Source organism: Reyranella sp. CPCC 100927, from assembly GCF_007859315.1.
GTDB lineage: Bacteria > Pseudomonadota > Alphaproteobacteria > Reyranellales > Reyranellaceae > Vineibacter.
Genome location: NZ_VOHA01000026.1, coordinates 18,703 through 44,133, shown reverse-complemented (window position 1 = coordinate 44,133; position 25,431 = coordinate 18,703). Strand labels below are relative to the sequence as shown.

Below are 25,431 nucleotides of genomic sequence, written 5' to 3'. Positions count from 1 at the left end.
CTTATCGGGTCAGTCTGTCATGTCGAGTCAGTCTGTCATGTCGAGCGTAGCGAGACATCTCCTGGAAAGGGAGTCTCCATTCGCGGGAGATTCCTCGCTACGCTCGGAATGACAGAATCCGCCCCGCATGGGAGCCATTCGCCGTGGCGCCTTTGACCACCGCCGCGGCTGCGTGCCATCGTAGCAGCAACCATCACACGCCCTGTTGCAGGAGAAACGCCATGACCGGATCGGCTGCCATCGCGCGGCCGGCGACCAACACGCCGCCGCCCACCGCCACCTTGGCGCAGCAGGCGCTGGCGTACAGGTTCGATGCGTTGCCCGCCGATGTGGTCGAGCTGGCCAAGCAATGCCTGCTCGACTGGTTCGCCGTCACGCTCGCCGCCGCGGATGATCCCCTGGTGCGCATCCTGGCGTCGGACGCCGAGGAAGAGGGCGGCAAACCACTGGCGACCTTGGTGGGGCTCGGCACCAGGGTGGCGCGGCTGCAGGCGGCGCTGATCAACGGCGCCGCCAGCCATGCGCTGGACTACGACGACGTCAACATGTGGATGAGCGGTCATCCCACCGTGACCTTCACGCCGGCGCTGCTGGCTCAGGCCGAGGGCAACCGCGTCAGCGGCCGTGCCTTCATCGAAGCCTTCATCGCCGGCTACGAGACCGCCGGCCGGGCTGGCTGGCTGGTGGCGCCCGGGCACTACGCCCGCGGCTTTCACGCCACCGCCACCATCGGTGCCTTCGCTGCGGCGGCCGCCTGCGCCCGCCTGCTGGGGCTCGATGCCGAGCGCACGGCGACGGCTTTCGGCATCGCCGGCACGCAGGCGGCCGGCCTGAAGTCGGTGTTCGGCACCATGTGCAAGCCGCTGCATGCCGGCATGGCGGCGCGCGCCGGGCTGTCGGCGGCGCGGTGGGCGGCCAAGGGCTTCACCTCGCGCGGCGATATCCTGGAGTGTGCCCAGGGATTTGCCGCCACGCACAGCGCCGACTTCAATCCCGAACGGGCCCTGGGGGCGCCGCCCAACGACTTCCACATCCGCAACAACCTCTTCAAGTATCACGCCGCCTGTTACCTCACCCACGCGCCGATCGAATGCGTGAAGGCGCTGCGGCTGAACCATGCCATCCAGCCCGAGGACGTGCGCGCCATCCGGCTCAAGATCGACGGCGAGACCGACAAGGTCTGCAACATCCAGCAGCCGACATCCGGCCTGGAGGCCAAGTTCTCGCTGAAGCTCACGACCGCGTTCGCGCTGGCCGGCGTCGATACGGCGGCGCTGAGCAGCTACAGCGCCGCCAATGCCGGCAATGCGCGGCTGGCGCGGCTGCGCGACAAGGTCGCGATCGACTTCCAGTCCGGCTGGCCGCACACCCAGGCCGAGATGAGTATCGAGCTGACGGATGGCCGGCATTTCGAAGCACGCCATGATTCGGGCGTGCCCGAGAGCGACGTGTCTAGGCAGGGCGACAAGCTCGTGGCCAAGTACCGGTCGCTGGCAACGCCGGTGCTGGGCGAGGCCAAGGCCGAGGCGCTGCTGTCTGCCGTTCAGCGCCTGGAGGCGCTCGACAGCATCGACGATCTGCTGGCGCACGCGGTGCGCTGATCGGGCCCATGGCGGCACAACCGGCCCGAAGACGAAAAACGCGGCCGGCGCCGGCCGGACCGACCATGGTGACGCCGGGCACGCCGCTCACCGAGCGCACGGTGAAGTCGGCGCGCCGGGTGCTGGAAGTACTGGAGCTGTTCGCCGAGCATCGCGGCCCGCTGTCCGTCGGCGAGATCGCCGAGGCGCTCGCCTATCCGCAGTCGAGTACCTCGGTCCTGCTGCAGAGCCTGGTGGCGCTGGGCTATCTCACGCAGGACCGCGTGCAGCGGACGTACCTGCCCACCATGCGCGTGGCGTTTCTCGGCGATTGGCTCGAGGGCCAGGACGTCGCGACCGATGCCATCGCGCGGCTGATGCGCCGCCTGCACGATGCCACCGGCGAGACGATCATCCTGGGCCAGCGCCAGGGCGTGCATGTGCAGTACATCCGCATGCTGGAAGGCCGGAACCCGATCCGTTTCGTGCTGCACCGCGGCCTGCGCCGGCCGATCTACCGTGGCGCCACCGGTGTCGCTCTGCTGGCCGCTCTGCCCGATCGCGAGGTCCTCGCCATCCTGCGCCGCGGCAACGCCGAGGAGCGCGATGCGGCCAAGCGCATGAAGGCGGCGATCTTGATGGCGGCCATCAACCAATGTCGACGCGATGGCTACGCGGTCTCCGACGGCTCCGTGACGCCCGGCGCCAGCGTCATTGCGATGGCGTTGCCCGGTATCGGCCATGCGCCGGCGATGGCGCTGGGCATCGGCGCGCCGGTCGAGCGGCTGCAGCCGCAGGTCGGCGCCCTCGCGGCGCTGCTGCGTCGGGAAATCGCCCACTGGCGGCGCGATGCAGACCCATCACATACGTGATATGTGACGTCTCGGTATCATCCGTTGCTGTCAGAGCGCGATTCTTTCTGTCATGTCGAACGCGGCGAGACGCAGGAGGACCCCGTATGGTGCAGACGAGCGAAGACTTCCGGGCGCGGGCCAGGCTCGTCCCCAAGGGCCATACGTTCGACGATTTCACGCCGGGCCGCGTGTTCCACCATCACTGGGGCCGCACGATCACCGAGGCCGAGTCGGTCCAGTTCTCGACGCTCACCCTGCATTTCAACCCGCACTACTACAACGCGGCCTATGCCCAGGCGCACGGTCACCCCGGCCTCGTCGCCAACCCGCTGCTGGTCTTCACCACCGTGTTCGGCTTGTCGGTGGAAGACCTTAGCGAAGGCGGTGGCCCGTTCCTCGGCGTCAACGAGCTCAGTTTTCATCAGCCGGTCTATCCCGGCGACACGCTGGTGGCGCGCTCGGTCGTGCTCGACAAGCGGCTCAGCGATTCGATGAAGGATTTCGGTATCGTCACCTGGCACACCGAAGGCTTCAACCAGAAGGATGAACGCGTCATCGATTTCAAGCGCACCAACCTCGTGCGCCTGCGGAGGGTATCGTGAGCTACATGACCGAAGAGCGTCGCATGCTGCAGGAAGCGGCGCGCGAATTCACCATGAACGAAGTGCTGCCGGTCGCCAACAAGCTCGACCCGGAGCAGGGCGACATCCCGATGTCGCTGCGCGACAAGCTGGCCGAGATGGGCTACTTCGGCATCCTCATTCCCGAACAGTACGGCGGCTCGGGTCTGGGCAGCTTCGAGTACTGCCTGGTGACGGAGGAGCTGTCGCGCGGCTGGATGAGCGTGGCGTCGCTGATCGCGCGCGGCAACGGCATGATCGGTTCGCACGCCATGAACGAGGAGCAGCGTTCGCGCTATCTCTCTCGCATGGTGAAGGGCGAGTTCCTGGGCGCCTTTTCGATGTCGGAGCCCAACACCGGCTCGGATGTCGCCAGCATGACCTGCCGCGCCAAGAAGGACGGCGCCAGCTATCTGATCACCGGCAACAAGTACTGGTGCACCTTCGCCGACGGCGCCGACTTCCTGATCGTGATGGCCCGCACCTCGGAGATGGACCCCAAGAAGCGCCACAAGGGCATCTCGATGTTCCTGATCGAGAAGAAGCGCGGCGAGCTGCCGGCCGGCTGCTCGGGCGCGCCGATCCCCAAGATCGGCTACTTCGGCTGGAAGACCTGGGAGCTTGCCTTCGACAATTGCCGCGTGCCGGCCGAGAACCTGATCGGCGAGGAAGGCCAGGCCTTCTACTATGCCACGCGCGGCCTGGAGAACGCGCGGGCGCACACCGCGGCACGCGCCATCGGTCTGGCGCGCGGTGCGCTGGAGGACGCCACGCAGTACGCCCAGGAGCGCCGGCAATTCGACCGCGCCATCGCCGAGTTCCAGGCGATCCGCTTCAAGCTCGCCGACATGGCGACCCAGATCGAGGCGGCGCGGCAGCTCATGTATTTCGTGTGCGACCAGATCGACACCGGCCAGCGCTGCGACAAGGAAGCCTCGATGGTCAAGCTGTTCGCCTCGGAGATGGCCGAGCGCGTCACCAGCGAGGGCATCCAGATCTTCGGCGGCGCCGGCTACACCAAGCTGCATGCTGTCGAGCGCTACTGGCGCGACGCGCGGCTCACCAAGATCTTCGAGGGCACCTCGGAGATCCAGAAGCGCATCATCTCCGACCGCCTGCTGGGGAGGAATTGATGAAAGTGTCGGCGCTCACCGGCGATGCCAACTACTTCGAGGACTTCGCGGTCGGCGACGTACTGCGTCATGCCCGCGGCAAGACCGTCGAGCCGCTCGAGCAGGTGTGGACCACCAACGTCACGATGAACACCGCCGAGGGCCATTTCAACGAGCACCTCATGAGCACGTCGCCCTGGGGCAAGCGTCTGGGGTTCGGCGGCGTCACCATTTCGCTGGTGATCGGGCTTGCCGCGCAGGACACCGCCGAGAACGCCCTGATGGAGCTGGGGCTCGACAGGATCCGCCTGAAGTCGCCGGTGTTCCATGGCGACACGCTCTACGCCTACAGCGAGGTGCTGGAAACCCGCGCCGCCGACCGGCCGGACGGCGGCGTCGTGCGCTTCAAGCACTACGGCGTGAACCAGGACGACAAGGTCGTGTTCGAAGGCGAACGCACCGTCCTGCTGAAGCGCCGCAGCCACTGGGCGGACAAGTGATGACTTGTTTCGGACCGCGCGCGTCCACGCGCGCACTCGCCCGAAGCGAAAGCGGAGGGCGACAGACAGCATGGTCGGCGCTGGCGCGCCGATGCGGGCGTGGACGCCCGCGGTCCGAAACAAACCGATGACCACTACCTCCACCGGCGCACTCGACGGCGTGCGCATCGTCGACCTGACGCAGATGCTGGCGGGCCCGTATTGCACGCAGATGCTGGCCGACCAGGGCGCCGAGGTGATCAAGGTCGAGCCGATCGAGGGCGACCAGACGCGCATCGTGGGCCCGTACCGCGCCGACGACACACTGCGGGCCTATGGCGGCTACTTCGCGTCGGTCAACCGCAACAAGCTGTCGGTGGCGATCGACCTGAAGACACCGGAGGGGCGCGCCCTGCTGCTGCGTCTCACCGACAGCGCCGATGCGGTGGTCGAGAACTTCCGCACCGGGGTGATGGACCGGCTGGGCCTGTCGTACGAGACCCTGCGCGCGCGCAACCCGAAGCTGGTCTATGCCGCGATCCGCGGCTTCGGCGATCCGCGCACCGGCCGCAGCCCCTATGTCGCGTGGCCGGCCTTCGATGTCGTGGCCCAGGCGATGGGCGGCGTCATGGGCATCACCGGCCCCGACAAGGACACGCCGATGAAGGTCGGGCCCGGCATCGGCGACCTGATGCCGGCGGTGATGAGCGCCTTCGGCATCGTGAGCGCCATCCTGCATGCCAGCCGTACCGGCCAGGGCCAGTTCGTCGACGTCGCCATGGTCGATTCGGTCCTGTCGCTGTGCGAGCGCATCGTGCACCAGCACGCCTTCCTCGATGCCGTCGCGGTGCCGGAAGGCAATCATCACCCGTTCCTGTGTCCCTTCGGCATGTTCCCGGCCAAGGACGGTGCCGTCACCATCGCGGCGCACTCCGACGTACACTGGCCGATTCTCTGTCGGCTGATCGGCCTGGAGCACATGCTTGATGATGCGCGCTTCGCCAGCGTCCAGGATCGCCGCGCCCACCAGGCGATCATCCTGGAGGTCGTGTCGGCATTCACCCGACGGCACACCAAACAGGAATTGCTCGGCGTTCTTGGCGGCAAGGTGCCGTTCGGGCCGGTCTACCATGTCGGCGAGATCATTGCCGACCCGCACTTCCAGGTGCGCGACATGGTGGTCGAGGTCGAACACCCGGGCTGTGCGGCGCCGGTCAGGATCGCCGGCATTCCGGTGAAGATGAGCGAGACGCCGGGCAGCGTGCGCTTCCGCGCACCGATGCTGGGTGAGCACACCGATCGCGTGCTGGCGGCGGCTGGCCTGTCGGCTGACGAGATCGCGCAGCATCGCGACAGCAAGATCATCATGTGAGATGCGAGAGGAATGCCCATGACCGACCGTCCCCGTCGCCCCCGCCGTGTGCAGCTCTCCACCCCGGGATCGAGCGAGAAGATGATGCAGAAGGCGGCGGCGTCGGCCGCCGACCACGTGTTCCTCGACCTCGAGGATGCGGTGGCGCCGAGCCAGAAGCGCGCCGCGCGCCAGAAGATCGTGGCGGCACTGAAGGAGCTCGACTGGGGCAAGAAGACGCGCTGCGTGCGCATCAATGACCTCACCACCGAGTACGCCTTCGAGGACATCATTGAGGTGGTCGAGGGCGCCGGTGAGCATCTCGACACCATCATGATGACCAAGGTCATGACGGCGGCCGACATCCTGTTCGCCGACAAGCTGCTGCACCAGCTCGAGAAGAAGCTGAAGCTCAAACACCGCATTGGGCTCGAAGCGCTGATCGAGGAAGTCGAGGGCATGCAGAATATCGAGGCCATCGCGCGCGCGACGCCGCGGCTGGAATGCCTGGTGTTCGGCATGGGCGACTTCTCGGCCGCGATGGGGGTCGCCAACCACGCCATCGGCGGTGACTCGGCCTACCCCGGTGACATCTGGCACTATGCGCGCTTCCGCCTGGTGATGGCCTGCCGTGCCGCCGGCATCGACCCGGTCGATGGTCCCTATGCCGACTTCAAGAACCCCGAGGGTTACCGCCAGGAATGCACGCGCGCGATGCTGCTGGGCTGCGTCGGCAAATGGGCGATCCATCCGTCACAGATCGATATTGCGCTCGATGTCTATTCGCCGAGGAAGGAGGACATCGAGCGGGCACGTACGTTCGAGAAAGCCTATGCCGAGGCTGAAGCCAAGGGCCTGGGCGCCATCACCATCGACGGCGTCATGATCGACGTCGCCTCGATCCGCATCCTGCGCAACACCATCAAGAAAGCCGAACTCTACGGCATGTAGGAACGCGAATCATGCTGCGACGCTCTTTTGTGGCCGGCATGGCACTGGCTGGGATCGCGGCACCGGCCGAGGCGCAAGCGTATCCCGACCGGCCGATCCGCATCGTGGTGCCGTTCGGTCCGGGGACGGCGACCGATACCGTGGCGCGCGCCGTCGGCGCCGAGCTGTCGGCGCGCACCGGACAGTCGGTGATCATCGACAACAAGCCCGGTGCGGAGGGGCAGATCGGCGCACAGGCTGCCGCCAGCGCGCCACCCGACGGTTACACCCTGTTCATCACCACGCAGACCACGCAGGCGACCAACATCCACGTCTACAAGTCGCTGCCCTATGATCCGGTCAAGAGCTTCGCACCGGTGATCGGCCTGTCGCTCGGTGCCCAGATCGTGATGGTGCGCAACGACCTGCCGGCGACGTCGGTCACCGAGTTGATCGCGCTGGCCCGCGCGCAACCTGGCAAGCTGAGTTTCGGCAGCGGCAACGGCTCCAGCCGCGGCGGTGCCGAGCTGTTCAAGATCATGGCCAAGGTCGATCTGCTGGGCGTGCCGTACAAGACCCAGCCGCAGGCCATCGGCGATCTGCTGGGCGGCCGCATCGACGTCATCTTCTCGGATTTCATTACCGGCCTGCCGCCGGTGCGCGATGGCCGGGCACGCGGCCTGGCGGTGACCAGCCGAGACCGGCTGGCGGGCCTGCCGTATCCCACGGTCCATGAGAGTGGCGTGCCGGGCTACGAGATGTGGGCGTGGACGGCATGCTACGCGCCCGCCGGCACGCCGCGGCCGATCATCGATCGCCTGAATGGATTGATCCGCAAGGCTATGGCGTCGGAGACCTACCTCAACCTGACCCGCACCACGTCAGGCATGCCGTTTCCGGGATCGCCCGAAGACCTCGCCGCCTTCCAGGCGCGCGAGACGGCGAAATGGGGCGAGATCGTTGCCACCGCCGGCATGAAGGAACCCTAGGCGAAACCCGGTTTCCTGCTGCCGAATGGTGATGTCTATTTACAAAACGATACGGATCGTATTGTAATAAGCTGCATCGCAGCATGTCATGGAGGCCACCCATGGATCTGCAGGTCCATGGTCTTTCGCAGGCGGAAGTCCCGCCGGCTTTTCGCAAGGTGCTGGTTCCCTGGTCCGTCCAGGGCGGCCTCAACCCGCCGGTCATCGTGCGCGCCGCCGGCAGCTACTTCTACGACAGCGAGGGGAGGCGATACCTCGATCTCGCCAGCGGTTTCGTCGCCGTCTCGCTGGGCCACGGTCATCCCAAGGTCATCGAGGCATTGAAGGCACAGGCCGACCGTCTGTGTTGGACCGCATCAAGCTACTTCAACGACGTGCGGGCCGAGTATGCCGAAGCGCTGTCGCGAATCGCGCCCTGGGCCGAGGGTGCACGCATCCACTACGCCTGCGGCGGCGCGGAAGCCAACGACGACACGATCAAGATCGCGCGCCTGGTGACGCGTCGGCCCAAGGTGATGAGCGCCTATCGCTCGTACCACGGCAGCACGATCGGTGGCAGCGCGCTCACCGGGGTGGACCGTTGGCGCGATCCGTTCCCCGGCATCCCGGGCGTGGTGCGTTTCTTCGCACCCTATCCATACCGTTCGCCGTTCTACGCCCAGACGCCCGAGCAGGAGACCGAGCGTGCGCTGGAGCATATCGAACACGTCCTCTCGCACGAGGGGGCGCAGAACGTGGCGGCGATCATCGTCGAGCCCGTCACCGGCTCCAGCGGACTGGTGGTCTATCCCGACGGATATCTCGCCGGCCTGCGCCGCATCTGCGACCGGTACGGCATCCTGCTGGTGTTCGACGAGGTGATGACCGGCTTCGGGCGGGTCGGCCGGCCGTTCGCCGCCATCCGGCTGGGCGTCGCGCCCGATCTGCTGAGCTTCGCCAAGGGCGCCAGCTCGTCCTACACCCCGCTGGGCGGCGTGATGGTGCGCGAGTCCGTTGCCGCTTTCTTCGACGACAACCTGTTCGACGTCGGACACACCCACGCCGGCCACGTCCTCTCCGTCGCCGCGGGACTGGCGGCGTTGAAGGTCTATCAGGAGGAGGGCCTGTTCGATCGGGCGCTGGAGATCGAAGGCTGGCTGCGCGCGGGACTGGGGGAACTGCAGGACCGTCACGCTGTCGTGGGCGACGTCCGCGGATTGGGTGCGTTTTTCGGGTTGGAGCTGGTCAAGGATCACACCACCAGGGAACCCCTGGTGGCGTGGCATCAGCCGTCGGGTTCGACGCCGATGCGTCTGTTCTACGGCGAGCTGATGCGCCGCGGCGTTCATGCCTATGGCCGCTACAACATCGCCATGGTCGCACCGCCGCTCACCATCGGGCGCGACGAACTCGACGAAGGCTTGGAGGCACTCGATGCCGCACTCACGGTGCTGGAGGCTGCGCTCTAGATTTCGCCCGCCGTCATCCTGAGCGCAGCGAAGGATCCTGCGCTGGCGCCATCAAACACGATTGGCGCTGATGATCGCCAGGGTCGGCGATATATGAGCGATCCATCGCAAGGTCCTTCGCTGTGCTCAGGACGACGAGGAATTCACAACGGCATCTGATCCTCGACGAGGCCGGCGAACATCGCGGCGCCGATCGGCAGCACATCATCGTTGAAGTCGTAGGTCGGGCTGTGCAGGAAGCAGCCGTCCGCGCCACCCTGGCCGAGCCGGAAGTAGGCGCCGGGCCTTTCGCGCAGCATGAAGGCGAAGTCTTCGGAGCCCATGCTGGGCTCCAGGTCCTGCACGACATGCTCGGGCCCGAGGATGCGCGTCGCGACCCGCATGACGGCTTCCGCCTCGATGGGCGTATTGATGGTCGGGGGATAGAGTGCCGTGTAGTCGAGCCGTGCCGTGGTGCCGAAGGCGAGGCCGATCCCGTGGGCGATGTCGGTCAGCCGGCGCTGGAGCGTTTCCTGCACCGCAGGCGCGTACCATTTCACCATGCCCGACATCCGTACCTCGGCCGGGATCACGCTCAGCGCCGACGGTGCGCCGGCCTGCAGCGAATGCAGGCTCACAACGGCGCTCTGCAGCGGATTGACGTTGCGGCTGACGATGGTCTGCAGCGCCGCAATGAGCTGGCTCGCCACGATGATCGGGTCATTCGCCTGGTGCGGGTGGGCACCGTGGCCGCCGACGCCTTCGACGGTGAGCTCGAAGCGGTCGATGCCGGCCATCATCGGGCCGCGGGTCAGCCCGACCGTGCCGGGTGGCATCGACGGCCAGTTGTGCAGCGCGAACACCGCATCGACGGGAAAACGGATGAAGAGCCCATCCTCGATCATGGCGCGTGCCCCGGCGTGGCCCTCTTCGCCGGGCTGGAAGATGAAAACGACGGTGCCGTCGAACGCTCGCGTGGCCGCCAGGTGGCGTGCGGCACCCAGCAGCATCGTGGTGTGCCCATCATGTCCACAGCCATGCATCCGGCCGGCATGCCGTGATTTGTGGTCGAATCCGTTCGCCTCGGCAATCGGCAGGGCGTCCATGTCGGCGCGCAGGCCGATGGCCCGATTGCTGTCGCATCGTTGTCCGCGCAAGACACCGACGACGCCGGTGCGGCCGATGCCGGTGTGGACCTCGAGGCCCAGTGCCCGCAACTGATCGGCGACGATGGCCGACGTTCGTACCTCTTCGTAGCCGAGTTCGGGATGGGCGTGCAGGTCGCGGCGGATCGCCGTCAGGGCACCGTGATCCTGCTTGATCGCTTCGAGGATGGTCATGGCGGCATTCCGGGGCACAGATAAACGATACGATGCGTATCGATAATAAGAAGGCGATACGATCCGGTTGTCAATCGGGCTAGTCTTGCCGCGATTGCGAAGGGGATCTGGATGGACACCAAGCCCGCGGCCCGGCCCGGCAGGCCGCGTGACGAAGCCACGCATCGTGCGATCCTGCGCGCCGCCAACCGCCTGCTGCATGAAGCTGGCTACGGCGGCTTTTCGATCGAGGGCGTGGCGCAGCGCGCCGGCGTCGCCAAGACGTCGATCTACCGGCGCTGGCCGAGCAAGGGTGCGCTGCTGCTGGATCTCTACATGGAGGGGCTGGCGCCCACGGCACTGGAGCCTGGCGGGCGGAAGGTGCGTCAGGCGTTTGCTGCCTATCTCAGTCAGACCGTCGAACGCCTGAAAGACGCCGGCTGGAGCAACACGCTGCGCAGCCTCGTCGCCGAAGCCCAGAACGACCCGGCACTGGCTCGCCTCGTGCGGGACAAGGTCATCCAGCCGCGGCGCGAGGACGGACGTCGGCTTCTCGAGCACGGCGTGAAGACCGGTGAAGTCCGCCGGAATACCGATATCGATATCACCCTCGACTTTGTGTTCGGTGCGATCTGGTATCGCCTGCTGCTGGGGCATGCCGCCGTCGACGAGGCGTTCGCCCGGCGTGTCGTGGCGGACCTGTTCAAGCGGATCGGCAACGACCACCCGATGCCGTGACTAGGTCAGGGCGCCTCGATGCGCTACGCTCACCGTACTGTCAGCCGGAGGAAAGTCACATGAGCGATCCCAAAAAGCCGAATGTTGCCGCCTATGTCGATGCCATGGCGCAGGTGGTCGGTGTACCCATCGATCCGCAGTATCGCGACTCGGTGATCGCCAACTTCGAGCGCACGGCACAAATGGCGGCGCTGGCGTTGGGCGAAGAGTTGCCCGATGACCTGATCAGTGCACCGGTGTTCCGGCCGTGAGCGCCATCGACAAGGACACGACGGCGGCCGCCATCGCGTCGGCGGTGTCCGCTGGCAAGGCAACGGCGGCGGCCGTGGTCGAGCACGTGCTGCAGCGCATCGACACCCTGGACGAGACCTACAACGCCTTCACAGCCGTAGTCGCCGGCCGCGCCCGCCAGAAGGCGGCGGCCATCGACGCCGCCATTGCGGCCGGCAAGGCGGTCGGCCCCCTGACAGGCGTGCCGTTCGCGGTGAAGAACCTGATCGACATCGCCGGCTTGCCGACCCTGGCCGGCTCCCGGATCAACGCCGACAATCCACCCGCCGCGCGCGATGCCACCTTGGTGCAGCGCCTGGAGGCTGCCGGCGCGATCCTGGTCGGTGGCCTCAACATGGGCGAGTACGCCTACGATTTCACCGGCCGCAACGCGCATGTCGGCCCGTCATGCAACCCGCGTGATCCGACACGCATGACCGGCGGTTCTTCCGGTGGTTCCGGTGCCGCCGTGGCCGGCGGCCTGGTACCGCTGGCGCTGGGCTCCGATACCAACGGTTCGATCCGCGTGCCGTCGTCGTTGTGCGGCACGTTCGGCCTGAAGCCGACCTACGGCCGGCTGAGTCGCACCGGCGCCTTCCTGTTCTGCGACAGCCTGGATCATCTGGGGCCGCTGGCGCGCTCGGTGCGCGATCTTGCGGCGTCATTCGATGTCATGCAGGGACCCGATGCGGCCGATCCTGTCTGCACCGAGCGGCCGCCCGAGCCCACGCTGTCGCGGTTGGACGACGGTATCGCGGGCCTGCGCATTGCCATCGCCGGCGACGATTTCGAGCATCCGCTCGAGCCGGTGGCAGCGACCGCGGTGGCAACCGTCGCCAAGGCACTGGGCGCCACCCACAAGGTCGCGTTGCCCGGCACGGCACGCGCCCGTGGCTGTGCCTCCCTGATCACGACGGCCGAGGGCGGCACCCTGCACCTGTCGCGCCTGCGCACGCGCGCCGCGGATTTCGATCCCGACACACGCGAGCGCTTCATGGCCGGCGCGCTCACGCCGGCTGCCTGGTACATCCAGGCGCAGCGCTTTCGCCGCCAGTACCGGCAGCGCGTGCTGGAAGCCCTGCAGGATGTCGATGTGCTGATCGCGCCGGCCACACCGATGACGGCGCCGCGGCTGGATCAGATCACGACAACCATATCAGGCGTCGAGATGCCGGTGCGCGCCATCCTCGGCCTCTTCACCCAGCCGTTCTCGTTCATCGGCCTGCCGGCCGTGGCTGCGCCCCTGCAGCAATCCGGCGGTCTGCCCATCGCCGTGCAATTGATCGCCAAGCCATTTGACGAACAGGCCGCATTGCGGACAGCGCACTGGCTGGAGCGCCGGGGCATCTGCGCCGCGCCGGCGGCATGAAAGGAAACACCATGAGCCTTGAGATCAACATTCCGGAAATCGTGCAGGAAGTGACCGCAGCCTTTCATCGTTACGAAGCGGCGCTCAACAAAAACGATGTGGCGACGCTCGACGAGCTGTTCTGGGACAGTCCGCATACCCTGCGCTACGGCATTGGCGAACAGCTCTATGGCCATGACCAGATCGCGGCGTACCGATCGGGCCGCGATCCGAAGTTCGTGGTCGATCGCGACCTCGTAAAGCTGTGGGTGATCACCTACGGCCGCGACTTCGGCACCGCCAACTGCGAATTCCGCCGCCACGGCGATCCGCGCCTGGGCCGGCAGAGCCACACCTGGATGCGCACGCCGGACGGCTGGCGCATCGTCGCGGCCCATGTTTCGTTCACCGGCGATGCAACCCGGATGAAAACATAAGCGCGAGCGCACGTTGCATTCGCCGTGCGCTGCGACCATATAGGCACGATACCCATCAGGGACACTTTCCGCTTGAACTTCCCGCGCCCGCGCCTTGCAGATCGTTCCGGCACCGGCGGTTCGGCCGGGCGGCGTTGGGTGCGGCTGGCTGCCTTCGCGCTGTTGACCGTGACGCTGGCGCTGGTCGGCCAGACGCCACCCGTGCGCGGCGGTGCGCCCGTGCCCGCCGACGGCGTGGTCGATCGGGCAATCGGCGGCGATCGCGGCATCCTGCCGGCAAAACCAAGTCTTCGCGTGGTGGGCGAGGCGCGGGGATCGCGTCCAGCGCTCGATCACGATCCTTCCATCGTCATTGTCAGCGTTGCGCCGAGCCTGCCGGCGCCACGATGGGTGGCCGAGGCTGCACCGGCCATGCACGTCGACGTCCGTCCGCAGGATGAAGGATGGACACAACGTCCGCGCGGCCCGCCGACGGAACAGGCGTCCGTACCGTCGACCCGCTCGCGCTTTCCTCGCATGATGCTCGGCCACGCATGATGGCATGAGCCTGTGCCGATGACGGGCGCGAGGCGCCTGTTCATTCCCGCCAGGACTTCATGCCATGCGTCAGTCTCCCTGGAAGGTGACGGCCTACGCCCTCATCGTCCTTTGCGGCATCCTCGCCGCGCTGCCCAATCTTTTCACCCGCGAACAGCTCGCACACCTGCCCGACTGGATCCCCAAGCAACAGGTGACCCTGGGGCTCGATCTGCGCGGCGGCTCGCAGCTGCTGCTGGAAATCGACAGCGATGCCGTGCGCAAGGATCGTCTCGACAGCCTCGGTGACTCGGTCGCCGCCACGCTGCAAACCGCCGGCATTCGCCATAGCGGCGTGCGTATCGCCAATGGCGCGATCAGCGTAACGCCGCTGGATGCGGCCCAGGGCCGCGACGCGGCGCGGTCGTTCGCCGCCCTGAACACGCCGGTCGAAACCCGCTTCGGCGGCAGCGGACCGGCATCGCTGGACATCACGACCGGCGCTGACGGTGCGGTGACGCTGAAGCCGACCGAGGCCGACCTCACGGCGCGCATCAATGCGGCGGCCGATCACAGCCTGGAGATCGTGCGCCGGCGCATCGATCAGGCCGGTATCGCCGAGCCGACAGTGCTGCGCCAGGGCGCCAACCGCATCGTGGTGCAGCTGCCCGGCGTGCAGGATCCAACGCGCATCAAGGAGCTGCTGGGCAGCACGGCGCGGCTGAGCTTCCACATGGTGGCCGAGGAGGGCGGCGAGGGCCGGGTCGCGGGCACCACCCTGCTGCCGCTGGAGGGCGGTTCCAGCCAGATCCGCGTCCGATCGCGGGTGATGCTGGACGGCGACCGCCTGGTCGATGCCGGCACCGGCTTCGATCAGCGCTCGGGGCAGCCGATCGTGCAGTTCCGTTTCGATTCGCAGGGCGCCAAGCGGTTCGCCGACATCACCCGCAACAATGTCGGCAAGCCGTTCGCCATCGTGCTCGATGGCCGCGTGCTCAGCGCCCCGGTGATCCAGGAACCGATCCTGGGCGGCTCGGGGCAGATCAGCGGCAATTTCACCGTACAGAGCGCCAAGGATCTCGCCGTCCTGCTGCGGGCCGGCGCCCTGCCGGCACCGATGAAGGTGATCGAGGAGCGCACCGTCGGCGCCGATCTCGGCGCCGATGCGATCGAGCAGGGTGTGCTCACCGGCCTGATCGGCTTTGGCCTGGTGTTCGCCTTCATGGTGCTGCTGTACGGCCGCTGGGGGCTGGTCGCCAACCTGGCGCTCAGCATCAACGTCGCCTTGACCTTCGCGGCGTTGAGCCTGCTGGGCGCCACACTCACGTTGCCGGGCATCGCCGGCATCATCCTGGGCGTAGGACTGGCGGTCGATGCCAACGTGCTGATCAACGAACGTATCCGTGAGGAGACGGCACTGGGCCGCGGCGCCATGGCGGCGCTCGATGCCGGCTTCAAGCGCGCCTACAGCACCATCATCGACTCCAACGTCACGACCCTGATTGCCACCACGATGCTGTTCGCCCTGGGCTCGGGCCCGGTGCGCGGTTTTGCCGTCACCATGGGCCTGGGCATCATCATCTCGATGTTCACCGCGGTGTCGGTCGTGCGCATGATCATGGCGTTGTGGGTGGGCTGGCGCCGGCCCGCGGCGTTCGTGATCAGGCCGCTGTTCGGCCTGTCGCTGATCCCGGACAAGACCACGTTCCGCTTCATGCGCGGGCGGTTCATCGGCATCGCGGTGTCGGCGGTGCTGTCGGTGTCGTCGCTGGCGCTGTTCGTGCACCCCGGCCTGAACTACGGCATCGATTTCGTCGGCGGCACGCTGGTCGAGGTCAAGACGCAGGAACCGGCCAAGCTCGATGCCTGGCGCCAGGCCCTGAGCGGCCTGGACCTGGGCGAGATCGCGCTGCAGGAAGCGGGCTCGGCCAAGGACGTGCTGGTGCGCATCGAACGCCAGCCCGGCGATGACCAGGCGCAGGCGGCCGCCACCGACAAGGTCAAGGCCAAGCTGGCTGAGATCGCGCCCGGCTCGACGATCGAACGCGTCGAGGTCGTCGGCCCCAAGGTCAGCGGCGAGCTGATGGAGGCGGGCTTCCTCGCCGTCGGCCTCGCGTGCCTGGCGATGCTGGTCTACATCTGGATCCGCTTCGAGTGGCAGTTCGCGGTCGGCGCCATCGTCACGCTGATGCTCGATGTCACCAAGACCGTGGGGCTGTTCGCGCTGACGGGGCTCGACTTCAACCTGACAGCGATCGCGGCCCTGCTGACCCTGATCGGCTATTCGGTCAACGACAAGGTCGTGGTCTACGACCGCATGCGCGAGAATTTGCGCCTGTACAAGAAGATGAAGCTGCGCGAGCTGATCGACCTCAGCATCAACGCCACCTTGGCGCGCAGCATCTACACCTCGGCGACGGCGTTCCTGTCGATGCTGCCGATGGCGTTGGCCGGCGGCAGCGCCGTCGACAATTTCGCCATCCCCATGGTGTTCGGCATCGTCGTCGGCGCCAGTTCATCGGTGTTCATCGCCGCGCCGATCCTGCTGTTCCTCGGCGAGGGACGGCTGCGACCGGCGGCGCGATCATCGACGCCGGCCGTTTCGGCAGCGGCCTGATGTGACGGCGGGATGGGCGGCCCTGGCAGGCGCCGCCCATCCCGCCACGCTAAGCTACCACGTGAAGGCGAGATGCTGGCTGCGGCCCGGCGAGACGGTCACGGTGCGCGTCTGCACCCGGCCCTCGCTCGCGGCCCTGACCGTGTATTGGCCGGCCGGCAGGTTGGCGAGCAGGAACGGGCCCTGCGAAACGGTCTGCAGCACCGGTTGTCCGCGCGTGTCGGTAACGCTGACGTCGACGTTGGCCAGGAAGTCGCCGCGCGGCACGTTGGCGCGTGCAAACTCCATCCCCAGCATGTAGCGCGGCAGGGCGGCGCGGAACGCTTCCGCCTCGTCGCGGCCCACGCCACCGGTGATGAACGTCACGGCGCCCTGATGCCGTTCGACCGGGTCCGTTCGCATGCCCTGATAGACGTCGGCCGGCGGGCGATCATACGGCCTGTAGGACGGCCGGTCGTCCGCCGGGCGATCATAGGGTCTGTCGTACGGCCTGTCGTACCGATCGACCTGTGCCCATGCCGGCAGCGCTGCGGCAGCCGACAGGCCGACCAGGGCAGCGATATGCACAAGCTTCATGTGGTCCTCCGTCGCGGCGTGCGCGCGAGATACCGAAAAAACGCCTGTCAGAAACCGGAGGTTCCGCGCCGGGCACGCGTGTCGCAATCTCGCCACAGGGCCTGTTGGCTGTCGCCGCGGTCGGAGGATGGTGGCGTATCGCTATGAATCGCGGCTGAAACCGGCCAGCCGCAGGCTGCTGGTGAAGACCGCGACGGCGGCGAAGCCCGCGCCGATCAGCAGCGCCAGCGTGGGGCCGGCGGCGTGCGTGGTCACCAGGCCGAACACCAGCGCGACCAGGGCGGCACCCATGGTCTGGCCCATGACGCGGGCGGTCGACAGCACGCCGCCGGCGCTGCCGCTGCGCTCGCGCGGCACGCTGTTGATCAGGATGCGGTTGTTGGGCGACTGGAAGAGGCCAAACCCGATCCCGCAGACCGCCATGCGCCAGGCGATATCGGCGTGGCCGGGCTGCGCCGGCAGGAATGCCAGCAGCAACAGGCCGGCGCACAGGATCGAAAGGCCCAGGGCGCCGAGCAGGCCGGCCGGATAGCGATCGGAAAGACGGCCGGAGATCGGTGCGGCGATGCCCACGGCCAGCGGCCAGGGCGTCATCAGCAGGCCGGTATCGACCTGTGTGAGGCCCAGCACGTCCTGCAGATAGAACGGCAACGCCACGAAGGCAGCACCCTGCGCCGTGAACGAGCAGACCGAACTCAAGACCGACAGCGAGAAGATCGGCCGGCGGAAGATGTCGACCGGCAGCATGGGGATCGGCAGGTTCGTCTGCCGCATGACGAAGGCGACACCGAGCCCGACCGCGGCCACGAGCTGCACGACAACGGCGACGGCGCCTTGGCCGTGCGCGATGCCGTCGATGCCGCTCAGCAGCAGGCCGAAAGTCAATGCGCACAGCAGCGCGCTCGGCAGGTCGAACGGATGCGGCGTGGGCTCCGTCACCGGCAGGGTCGAGGTCGACAGCAGGAACGCCACCACGCCCAGCGGCACCGCGATCGCGAACAGCCACTGCCAGGGGCCCAGCGCCAGGATGGCGGCCGCCACCGTTGGCCCCAGTGCCGCCGAGGTCGCCACCACCATGGCATTGAGCCCCATGGCCCGGCCCAGCGCCTCGCGCGGATAGGTGAAGCGGATCAACGCCGGGTTGACGGCCATGATGCCGGCGGCGCCGATGCCCTGGATCGCCCGCGCGATGACCAGCGTGGTCAGCGAGGTCGACAGCGCACAGGCCAGCGACGCCAGCGTGAACACCACCACGCCGGCACGGAAGACCTTGCGATAGCCCAGCACGTCACCCAGCGACGACAGCGGCAGCAGCGTGACGACGACCGCGATCTGGAAGGCATTGACGATCCAGACCGAGCGCGAGGCCGTGGTGTCGAGGTCCCGCGCGATCACCGGCAGCGCAACGTTGGCCAGCGACCCGTTGAGCACCGTCATGGCGAGGCCGATGGCAATGGCGGCCACGGCCCAATGGCGCCGCGGCGTCGGCAACCCGTCGCCGGCATCGATCGGCAGCGTTGTCATGGTGTTACGGCGTCACCGTCGGTGCATCGCCGGCAACGGTGGTGCGTTGCATCAGGCGCTTGTACTTCACCGCGTCGTAGGGCGTCGCGCGATGCAGGACGGCACGGTTGTCCCAGATGATGAGGTCGCCTTGGCGCCACTGATGCGACCAGCAGAACGCCGGCTGCGTCGCATGCGCCGTCAATTCGTCGAGCAGGGCGCGGCCTTCGGCAAACGGTTGGTCCACGATATGCGACGCGTGCGAGCTGACGTACAGGGCCTTGCGGCCGTTAATCGGATTCACCCGCACCAGGCGCTGCTGGACCGGCGGCACCTCGGCCTTCTGCGCCTCGGTGAGCACGGTCGGGTCGACCAGGCTGCGCGAATAGGCCAGCGAATGTTCGGCCACCAGTGTCTCGATCTTCTGTTTCATCGCCTCCGACAGGCCGGCATAGGCCGCACGCAGGCTGGCGAATTCGGTATCGCCGCCCTCGGGCGGGCAGAGGCGTCCCGATAACAGCGAGCACAACGCCGGCACCTTCTTGAACGAACTGTCGGTGTGCCAGAAATAATTGGCTTTCTGGTAGATCATGCGCCGATCCTCGGGCGGGATCACGACGCCGGTATTGATATCCAGGTTCGATTGCCGTGCAAAGGCGGTGCCGCCGGCCGGATTGGCGCTGACCGTGGTCTCCAACGGACCGAACAGCCTGGTGAAGGCGACCTGCTGCGCATCGTCGATCGGCTGGTCGCGCAGCAGCACGACCGAGTGCTCCTCGAAGGCGGCCCGGATTTCGCCGAACACGACGGCATCCACCGGCCGGGTCAGGTCGGCGCCGCCGATTTCAACGCCGAACAGGGGATGCAGCTTGCGGAACGTCAGGGTCATGGTCACCGGCTTGTAACACGCGGCGACAGTCTAGCGCGAACGGGCGCGGTCGGCCGTGCAGGTGTTGCAAGGCGGCTCGCGATTTTAGACAACCGACACACATGTCGACACCGTCTGCGCCGGTCCGCAGATTTTTCCCCATCATGCAGATGATGGTCACCAAACTGTCGCGGATCCGTCATCGGGCATTTACCGCCGGACCATAGGCATCGCCCTGCAACGACAGGAGCGACGCACGCGTGACGGTCGACGCCATCATCACGGCCGACGTTCTGGACGTTCCATCCAGCCCGGTCCGGACGGTTCGCCGACGACGGTTCGCCTCGTGGCGCCTGGCCTACATGCTGTTGCTGCCCTCGTTGCTGGGGTTGGCGGCCTTCACCTACCTGCCGGTGCTGCGGGTGGCGATCGACGCGCTCCATGTGACGCCGCATGGTGCCGGCGGGGCGACCCGCTTCGTTGGCCTGGAGAACTTCGCGCGCGTCCTGGGCGATGCGGCCTTCCGCCAGGCCGCACTGAACAACCTGATCTATGCCGTCGGCACCGTCGGACCGAGCGTGGTGCTGGCGCTCCTCTTCGCGCTCGCGGTGCGGCGCTCGACCCGGTTCAACGCCGTGGTGCGCACCATCCTGTTCTTTCCGTCGCTGGTGCCGCTGGTGGCTGCCGCGTCGCTGTTCTTCTTCATCTTCCTGCCCGGCGTCGGGCTGCTCGACTACTACCTCGCCAAGCTCGGCGTCAGTGGACCCAACTGGATCGGCGATACCGACGTGGCGCTGTGGTCGATCGTCGGCCTCACAGTGTGGAAGAACGCCGGCTACTACATGCTCTTCTATATCGCCGGCCTGCAGAACGTGCCGCGCGATCACATCGAGGCGGCCACGGTGGACGGCGCCAATGCCATGCAGCGGCTGTGGTACGTCATCCTGCCGGCGCTCCGGCCGACCACGGCGTTCGTCATCACCATCGCGTTGATCCACATGCTGACCGCGGTGGACCACGTGGTGGTGCTGACCAAGGGCGGCCCCAGCAACGCCACCAACCTGCTGCTGTTCTACATCTTTCAGGAAGCGCACGAGAATTTCGATACCGGCAAGGCCGCCGCGGCGACGGTGATCAGCGTCGCCGTACTGCTGCTGGTGTCGCTGGGATCGTTGCGCGGCATGGAAGCGGGAAGCCGTCGTGAGGCTTGACCGCCACGCCGGCCCGGCGCTGCTGGCGGCTCTCGTCGCCGCCGTCGCGTTCGTGTGGGTAACGCCGTTCCTGTGGACGCTCGTCGCTGCCTTCCGGCACGAGAGCGCCGGCAGTGCCGGCATGGCATCGCTGCTGCCGGATTTCACGCCGACCCTGGCCAATTTCCGGCTGGCGCTGGAGAGCGGCGAGTTCGGCCTCTACTACGTCAACACGATCATCGTCGTGGTCGGCGTGCTGGGCGTGCAGTTGGTCACCATCAGCCTGGCCGGCTATGCCTTCGCGCGGCTGGAGTTTCCCGGCCGCGACGTTCTGTTCTACGTCTTCCTGGTGCAGCTGATGCTGGTGCCGGCGGTGCTGATCGTGCCCAACCTGCGCACGACCGTCGATCTTGGCCTGTACGACACGCTGGCCGGCGTCATGGCGCCATACTTCGCCTCGGCGTTCGGCACCTTCCTGATGCGCCAAACGTTCCGCGGCATCCCGCGGGACTTCGAGGAAGCCGCCGCGATCGACGGCGCACCATGGTGGGCGATCGTCTGGCACGTCCTGCTGCCCATGGCGCGGCCCGGGCTGATCGCGTTCGCCATCGTGTCGGTGACGGCGCACTGGAACGAGTTCCTGTGGCCGCTGATGGTGATCAACGATCCTGCCAACCACACGCTCACGATCGGGCTCGCCACCTTCACCAAGGGTGCCGAGGGCGCCAAGGAGTGGGGCGTTCTGGCGGCCGGCACCCTGTTGGTGATGGCGCCGCTGGCGGTCGTCTTCGTCGCCTTCCAGCGCCGCTTTGTCGACAGCTTCGTGTTCAGCGGAATCAAAGGTTAACAAATGGAGAGAGGCATGCACGTCATTCGCAGGCTGGGCGCTGGTGCACTTGCCGCCGCGCTGGTGCTGACGTCGAGCGTGGCCTGGGCGCAGACCAGGATCGAGTTTTTCTTCCCGGTGCCGGTCGAGGGCAAGCTGGCGCGCGAGATGACGCGGCTGGTAAAGCAGTTCAACGATAGCCAGAAGGACATCGAGGTCACCGCCGTCTACACCGGCAGCTACGACGAGACCAAGCTCAAGGCGCAGGCCGCGGCCAAGGCCGGCAAGCCACCGTCGGTGGTGCTGATGAGCGCCAATTTCACCGTCGACCTCAAGCTGGCCGGTGACATCCTCTCGCTCGAACCGTTCCTCGCCGCCGAGGGCACGACGCGCGAGAAGTTCCTCGGTGACTTCTGGCCGGCGCTGCACGCCAACGCCACGGTCGACAGCGAACTCTACGGCGTGCCGTTCCACAATTCGACGCCGCTGCTCTATATCAACGCGACGCATTTCAAGGAGGCCGGCCTCGATCCGGCCAAGCCACCCCGGACCTGGGTCGAGCTTGTCGACGCCGCCAAGAAGCTCACCAAGCGCGACGGCGAAAAGGTCGAGCGCCACGGCTTCATGATGCCCGGCGGTTACGACTATCTCGGCTGGCTGATGAGCGCGCTGTCGATGTCCAACGGCGGCCGCTACTTCAATGAAAGCTACGGCGGGGAGGTCTACTACGACACGCCGTCGATGCTGGGCGCCGCCAAGCTGGTCGAGGACCTGGTCTACAAGCACAAGGTGATGCCCTCGGGCGTGATCGAGGCGGGCGGCGTGTCGACCGCGTTCTTCGCCGGCAAGGCGTCTATGGTGCTGCTGTCGACCGGCTCGCTCTCCTTCATCCGCGAGAACATGAAGACGCCGTACGACGTTGCCTTCGTGCCGCGCAACGTGCGCAATGCGGTGCCGATCGGCGGTGCCTCGCTGGTGATGTTCAAGGGCCAGAGCGAGGCAAGCCAGCAGGCCGGCTGGAAGTTCGTGCGCTGGCTGTCGTCCACCGACGTGCTGGGCGGCTGGAGCCGCTTCACCGGCTACTTCGCGCCGCGCAAATCGGCCTACGACACGGCCGAGATGAAGGACTTCATCACCCGCAACCCCGACGCCAAGGTGGCGCTCGACCAGCTCGCCTACGCGCAGCCGTGGTTCGCGACCTACCAGACCGTGGCTGTGCGCAAGGCACTGGAAGACGAAATGCAAGCCGTCATGAACGGCAAGAAGAAGGCTGAGCAGGCCGTCAAGGACGCCCAGCGCAAGGCCGACGAATTGCTGCGGCCCTACATCGATCAGACGGCATTGAAGCTGCCGTGACCGCAGGAGCACGCCGTCATTCCGAGCAAAGCGAGGAATCTCCCGCAACGGGAGACACTGCTTCCAGGAGATCCCTCGCTGCACTCGGGATGACGGGAACCAAGCAAGGGAGCGATTCATGATCATTGCCCAGATCACCGACCTGCATGTCCGTCCGCCGGGCCGCCTGGCCTATGAGCGGGTCGACACCAATGCCATGCTGCGCGCTGCCGTCGCGGCGCTGATGAAGCTGGAGCGCCGGCCCGATGTCGTGCTGGCGTCGGGCGACCTTACCGACTGCGGCTTGCTCGAGGAATACGAGACCTTGCGCGAGCTGCTCGCGCCGCTGTCGATACCGGTCTACCTGGTGCCCGGCAACCATGACCGGCGCGAGAACATGCGCGCCATCTTCTACGCCGACGGCTATCTGCCGGCTGACGGCGCGTTTCTGCACTATGTGATCGACGATCAGCCGGTGCGGTTGATCGGCCTGGACACCGTGATCCCTGGCGAAGGCTACGGGCTGATGTGCCCACAGCGGCTCGCCTGGCTGGAGGAGCAACTCGCGCGCGAGCCGGGCGAGCCGACGGTGATCTTCATGCATCACCCGCCGTTCCTGACCGGCCTGACCGACATGGACCGCATCAACTGCCGCGGCGGCGACCAGATGGCCGACATCGTGGCACGCTTCCCCAACGTCGAGCGGGTGCTGTGCGGCCACCATCACCGGCCGATCCAGACGCGCTGGGCCGGCACCCTGGCATCGGTGGCGCCCAGCACCGCGCACCAGGTCGTGCTCGATCTGCAGCCTGACCACAGTCCGACGATGTTCAACCTCGAGCCGCCGGCGTACCAGCTCCATGTCTGGTCGCCGTACACCGGCCTGGTCAGCCACACGGCCTACGTCAACGACTTCGCCGGCCCATATCCGTTCGTGCTCGATCCCGACTATCCCGGCCACCAGCAGGCCGAGGCGATCCCCGCAGAAGCCGCAGAGTAGGAGTAGAGCAATGACGCGCAGGAACGTCCTGCTGATCGTGGTCGACCAGTGGCGCGGCGACATGCTGCCGTGCCTGGGCGCCGACTTTCTGAAGCTGCCGAATATCGAGCGCCTGTGCCGCGAGGGCGTGACGTTCCGCAACCACTACACCCAGGCGGCACCCTGCGGGCCGGCGCGGGCCAGCCTGCTGACCGGCCTCTACCAGATGAACCATCGGGCGGTGCAGAACACCATTCCGCTCGATGCCCGCCACGACAATCTCGGCAAGATGCTGCGCCGCATCGGCTACGACCCGGCGCTGGTCGGCTACACGACCACCACCCCCGATCCACGCGCCACGACATCGGATGATCCGCGCTTCAAGGTGCTGGGCGACGTGATGGAGGGTTTCCGGCCGGTCGGCGCGTTCGAGCCCTACATGGAAGCCTATTTCGCCTGGCTGCTGGCCAATGGCGTCGACGTGCCGGCCCAGCGCGCCGACATCTGGCTGCCGAAGGAAGGCGCGCCGGGTCCGACGACGGCGGCGGCGCGGGTGCCGGCCGAGTTCTCCGACACCGCGTGGTTCACCGAGCGGGCGCTGACCTATCTGCGCGGTCGCGGCAGCAATCCCTGGTTCCTGCACCTGGGCTACTATCGGCCGCATCCGCCCTTCGTCGCGCCGCATCCGTTCAACCGCCTGTACGATCCGGCCGCCATGCCGGCGCCGGTCCGCGCGGCCTCGCCGCAGGAAGAGGCACAGCAGCATCCGCTGCTGGATTTCTACGTCAACGACATCCAGCAATCGAGCTTCTTCCACGGTGGCAGCGGCCTGGGCAGCGCCATGACCGACGCCGAGGTGCGCCAGATGCGCGCCGCCTATTGCGGCCTGATGAGCGAGATCGATCACCACCTGGGCCGCGTGTTCGCCTATCTTCAGGAATCGGGCCAGTGGGACGACACCCTGATCGTGCTGACCTGCGATCACGGCGAGCAGCTGGGCGATCACCACCTGCTGGGCAAGGTCGGCTACTTCGACCAGTCGTTCCATATCCCCATGATCGTGCGCGATCCACGGCCGCAGGCCGCGACGACGCGCGGCAGTATCGTCAACCACTTCACCGAAACCATCGACACGCTGCCCACCATCCTCGACTGGCTCGACGCCGAGATCCCGCCGCAGGTCGACGGGTGCTCGCTGCTGCCCTTCGTCGTCGACGGCGTGCCACCCGGCGATTGGCGCACGGAAGTTCACTACGAGTACGACTTCCGCGACGTCTACTACTCCAAGGCGGAGTCGGCGCTGGGCCTGCATATGGACCGCGCCAGCCTCGCGGTGGTGCAGGACGAACGCTACAAGTACGTGCACTTCGCCGCCCTGCCGCCGCTGTTCTTCGACCTGCGGCAGGATCCCGGGCAGTTCATGAACCGCGCCGAGGATCCCGGCTATGCCAGCCTGGTGCGCACCTACAGCCAGAAGATGCTCGACTGGCGGCTGTCGTTCGCCGAACGCACGCTGACCGGCTACCGCGCCAGCCCCGAAGGGCTGCAGTCGCGGCGCGGATGAGAC

Annotated in this window: 24 protein-coding genes; 20 read left to right on the top strand and 4 right to left on the bottom strand. The window is 67.0% G+C overall.

What is annotated here, in order from left to right; all coding sequences use genetic code 11:
- Positions 1-221: 221 nt before the first annotated feature.
- The 9 genes from FQU96_RS36295 (at position 222) to FQU96_RS36255 (ending at position 9,363) form a co-directional block, all read left to right on the top strand.
- On the top strand, positions 222-1,601 hold the full coding sequence (locus FQU96_RS36295) for an MmgE/PrpD family protein (RefSeq protein ID WP_146546299.1): 1,380 nt from the start codon (positions 222-224) through the stop codon (positions 1,599-1,601).
- An 8-nt stretch (positions 1,602-1,609) separates the two neighbouring features.
- On the top strand, positions 1,610-2,452 hold the full coding sequence (locus FQU96_RS36290; protein WP_146546298.1) for an IclR family transcriptional regulator: 843 nt from the start codon (positions 1,610-1,612) through the stop codon (positions 2,450-2,452).
- Between the two features lie 86 nt (positions 2,453-2,538).
- Complete coding sequence (locus FQU96_RS36285) at positions 2,539-3,036, top strand: MaoC family dehydratase (protein ID WP_146546297.1); 498 nt, start codon at positions 2,539-2,541, stop codon at positions 3,034-3,036.
- A 5-nt stretch (positions 3,037-3,041) separates the two neighbouring features.
- A complete protein-coding gene (locus tag FQU96_RS36280) occupies positions 3,042-4,187 on the top strand; it encodes an acyl-CoA dehydrogenase family protein (protein WP_218575016.1) in 1,146 nt (381 codons plus the stop codon).
- Positions 4,187-4,666: a MaoC family dehydratase gene (locus tag FQU96_RS36275; protein WP_178130987.1), complete on the top strand. Its 480-nt coding sequence runs from the start codon at positions 4,187-4,189 to the stop codon at positions 4,664-4,666. The genes FQU96_RS36280 and FQU96_RS36275 overlap by 1 nt, the downstream gene beginning before the upstream one ends.
- A gap of 127 nt (positions 4,667-4,793) precedes the next feature.
- Positions 4,794-6,017 (top strand): CaiB/BaiF CoA-transferase family protein, encoded by a 1,224-nt coding sequence (locus tag FQU96_RS36270; protein WP_218575013.1) that lies wholly within the window; start codon positions 4,794-4,796, stop codon positions 6,015-6,017.
- A gap of 18 nt (positions 6,018-6,035) precedes the next feature.
- A complete protein-coding gene (locus tag FQU96_RS36265) occupies positions 6,036-6,947 on the top strand; it encodes a CoA ester lyase (protein ID WP_146546295.1) in 912 nt (303 codons plus the stop codon).
- A gap of 11 nt (positions 6,948-6,958) precedes the next feature.
- Complete coding sequence (locus FQU96_RS36260) at positions 6,959-7,915, top strand: tripartite tricarboxylate transporter substrate binding protein (RefSeq protein WP_146546294.1); 957 nt, start codon at positions 6,959-6,961, stop codon at positions 7,913-7,915.
- Between the two features lie 101 nt (positions 7,916-8,016).
- Positions 8,017-9,363: an aminotransferase class III-fold pyridoxal phosphate-dependent enzyme gene (locus FQU96_RS36255; protein WP_146546293.1), complete on the top strand. Its 1,347-nt coding sequence runs from the start codon at positions 8,017-8,019 to the stop codon at positions 9,361-9,363.
- 143 nt (positions 9,364-9,506) lie between these two features.
- On the opposite strand, the gene FQU96_RS36250 is transcribed toward FQU96_RS36255, so the two are convergent.
- The gene (locus tag FQU96_RS36250) at positions 9,507-10,682 is read right to left on the bottom strand and encodes a M20 aminoacylase family protein (protein WP_146546292.1); all 1,176 of its coding nucleotides are present in this window, start codon (positions 10,680-10,682) and stop codon (positions 9,507-9,509) included.
- A gap of 111 nt (positions 10,683-10,793) precedes the next feature.
- Here FQU96_RS36250 and FQU96_RS36245 point away from each other — a divergent pair, with 111 nt between their 5' ends.
- From FQU96_RS36245 to secD, 6 genes are all read left to right on the top strand, one after another.
- Entirely contained in the window at positions 10,794-11,399 is a 606-nt protein-coding gene (locus tag FQU96_RS36245) for a TetR/AcrR family transcriptional regulator (protein WP_146546291.1), read from the top strand.
- 59 nt (positions 11,400-11,458) lie between these two features.
- Complete coding sequence (locus tag FQU96_RS36240) at positions 11,459-11,650, top strand: DUF4089 domain-containing protein (RefSeq protein ID WP_146546290.1); 192 nt, start codon at positions 11,459-11,461, stop codon at positions 11,648-11,650.
- Positions 11,647-13,038 (top strand): AtzE family amidohydrolase, encoded by a 1,392-nt coding sequence (locus FQU96_RS36235; RefSeq protein ID WP_146546289.1) that lies wholly within the window; start codon positions 11,647-11,649, stop codon positions 13,036-13,038. The genes FQU96_RS36240 and FQU96_RS36235 overlap by 4 nt, the downstream gene beginning before the upstream one ends.
- An 11-nt stretch (positions 13,039-13,049) precedes the next feature.
- Entirely contained in the window at positions 13,050-13,454 is a 405-nt protein-coding gene (gene hpxZ, locus FQU96_RS36230; protein ID WP_146546288.1) for an oxalurate catabolism protein HpxZ, read from the top strand.
- A gap of 72 nt (positions 13,455-13,526) precedes the next feature.
- Positions 13,527-13,991 carry a hypothetical protein gene (locus FQU96_RS36225; protein WP_146546287.1) on the top strand — a complete coding sequence of 155 codons (465 nt, stop codon included), beginning with the start codon at positions 13,527-13,529 and terminating at the stop codon, positions 13,989-13,991.
- A gap of 64 nt (positions 13,992-14,055) precedes the next feature.
- A complete protein-coding gene (gene secD, locus FQU96_RS36220; protein ID WP_146546286.1) occupies positions 14,056-16,587 on the top strand; it encodes a protein translocase subunit SecD in 2,532 nt (843 codons plus the stop codon).
- 54 nt (positions 16,588-16,641) lie between these two features.
- On the opposite strand, the gene FQU96_RS36215 is transcribed toward secD, so the two are convergent.
- From FQU96_RS36215 to FQU96_RS36205, 3 genes are all read right to left on the bottom strand, one after another.
- Entirely contained in the window at positions 16,642-17,163 is a 522-nt protein-coding gene (locus FQU96_RS36215; RefSeq protein WP_146546285.1) for a carboxypeptidase-like regulatory domain-containing protein, read from the bottom strand.
- 141 nt (positions 17,164-17,304) lie between these two features.
- Positions 17,305-18,687, bottom strand: coding sequence for an MFS transporter (locus FQU96_RS36210; RefSeq protein WP_218575011.1), 1,383 nt, complete (start codon positions 18,685-18,687; stop codon positions 17,305-17,307).
- A 4-nt stretch (positions 18,688-18,691) separates the two neighbouring features.
- On the bottom strand, positions 18,692-19,555 hold the full coding sequence (locus FQU96_RS36205) for a TauD/TfdA family dioxygenase (RefSeq protein ID WP_146546284.1): 864 nt from the start codon (positions 19,553-19,555) through the stop codon (positions 18,692-18,694).
- Positions 19,556-19,794: 239 nt separating this feature from the next.
- Between FQU96_RS36205 and FQU96_RS36200 the strand changes: the two genes are divergently transcribed.
- From FQU96_RS36200 to pehA, 5 genes are all read left to right on the top strand, one after another.
- Positions 19,795-20,745: a carbohydrate ABC transporter permease gene (locus FQU96_RS36200; RefSeq protein ID WP_255468765.1), complete on the top strand. Its 951-nt coding sequence runs from the start codon at positions 19,795-19,797 to the stop codon at positions 20,743-20,745.
- Positions 20,735-21,571 carry a carbohydrate ABC transporter permease gene (locus FQU96_RS36195; RefSeq protein WP_255468764.1) on the top strand — a complete coding sequence of 279 codons (837 nt, stop codon included), beginning with the start codon at positions 20,735-20,737 and terminating at the stop codon, positions 21,569-21,571. Before FQU96_RS36200 ends, FQU96_RS36195 begins: the two co-directional genes overlap by 11 nt.
- 15 nt (positions 21,572-21,586) lie before the next feature.
- Positions 21,587-22,906 (top strand): ABC transporter substrate-binding protein, encoded by a 1,320-nt coding sequence (locus FQU96_RS36190; protein WP_178130985.1) that lies wholly within the window; start codon positions 21,587-21,589, stop codon positions 22,904-22,906.
- A 118-nt stretch (positions 22,907-23,024) separates the two neighbouring features.
- A complete protein-coding gene (locus tag FQU96_RS36185; protein ID WP_146546282.1) occupies positions 23,025-23,885 on the top strand; it encodes a phosphodiesterase in 861 nt (286 codons plus the stop codon).
- 10 nt (positions 23,886-23,895) lie between these two features.
- A complete protein-coding gene (pehA, locus tag FQU96_RS36180) occupies positions 23,896-25,428 on the top strand; it encodes a phosphoric/sulfuric ester hydrolase PehA (RefSeq protein WP_146546281.1) in 1,533 nt (510 codons plus the stop codon).
- Positions 25,429-25,431: the final 3 nt, after the last annotated feature.

Bases quoted from the DNA above. Each gene is read 5' to 3' on its own strand.
- FQU96_RS36245 (WP_146546291.1), top strand. From the start codon at position 10,794: ATGGACACCAAGCCCGCGGCCCGGCCCGGCAGGCCGCGTGACGAAGCC.
- FQU96_RS36260 (WP_146546294.1), top strand. From the start codon at position 6,959: ATGCTGCGACGCTCTTTTGTGGCCGGCATGGCACTGGCTGGGATCGCG.
- FQU96_RS36290 (WP_146546298.1), top strand. From the start codon at position 1,610: ATGGCGGCACAACCGGCCCGAAGACGAAAAACGCGGCCGGCGCCGGCC.
- pehA (WP_146546281.1), top strand. From the start codon at position 23,896: ATGACGCGCAGGAACGTCCTGCTGATCGTGGTCGACCAGTGGCGCGGC.
- FQU96_RS36255 (WP_146546293.1), top strand. From the start codon at position 8,017: ATGGATCTGCAGGTCCATGGTCTTTCGCAGGCGGAAGTCCCGCCGGCT.
- FQU96_RS36265 (WP_146546295.1), top strand. From the start codon at position 6,036: ATGACCGACCGTCCCCGTCGCCCCCGCCGTGTGCAGCTCTCCACCCCG.
- FQU96_RS36275 (WP_178130987.1), top strand. From the start codon at position 4,187: ATGAAAGTGTCGGCGCTCACCGGCGATGCCAACTACTTCGAGGACTTC.
- FQU96_RS36280 (WP_218575016.1), top strand. From the start codon at position 3,042: ATGACCGAAGAGCGTCGCATGCTGCAGGAAGCGGCGCGCGAATTCACC.
- FQU96_RS36185 (WP_146546282.1), top strand. From the start codon at position 23,025: ATGATCATTGCCCAGATCACCGACCTGCATGTCCGTCCGCCGGGCCGC.
- FQU96_RS36240 (WP_146546290.1), top strand. From the start codon at position 11,459: ATGAGCGATCCCAAAAAGCCGAATGTTGCCGCCTATGTCGATGCCATG.
- FQU96_RS36250 (WP_146546292.1), bottom strand. From the start codon at position 10,682: ATGACCATCCTCGAAGCGATCAAGCAGGATCACGGTGCCCTGACGGCG.
- hpxZ (WP_146546288.1), top strand. From the start codon at position 13,050: ATGAGCCTTGAGATCAACATTCCGGAAATCGTGCAGGAAGTGACCGCA.
- FQU96_RS36210 (WP_218575011.1), bottom strand. From the start codon at position 18,687: ATGACAACGCTGCCGATCGATGCCGGCGACGGGTTGCCGACGCCGCGG.
- FQU96_RS36190 (WP_178130985.1), top strand. From the start codon at position 21,587: ATGCACGTCATTCGCAGGCTGGGCGCTGGTGCACTTGCCGCCGCGCTG.
- FQU96_RS36285 (WP_146546297.1), top strand. From the start codon at position 2,539: ATGGTGCAGACGAGCGAAGACTTCCGGGCGCGGGCCAGGCTCGTCCCC.
- FQU96_RS36205 (WP_146546284.1), bottom strand. From the start codon at position 19,555: ATGACCCTGACGTTCCGCAAGCTGCATCCCCTGTTCGGCGTTGAAATC.
- secD (WP_146546286.1), top strand. From the start codon at position 14,056: ATGCGTCAGTCTCCCTGGAAGGTGACGGCCTACGCCCTCATCGTCCTT.
- FQU96_RS36215 (WP_146546285.1), bottom strand. From the start codon at position 17,163: ATGAAGCTTGTGCATATCGCTGCCCTGGTCGGCCTGTCGGCTGCCGCA.
- FQU96_RS36295 (WP_146546299.1), top strand. From the start codon at position 222: ATGACCGGATCGGCTGCCATCGCGCGGCCGGCGACCAACACGCCGCCG.
- FQU96_RS36270 (WP_218575013.1), top strand. From the start codon at position 4,794: ATGACCACTACCTCCACCGGCGCACTCGACGGCGTGCGCATCGTCGAC.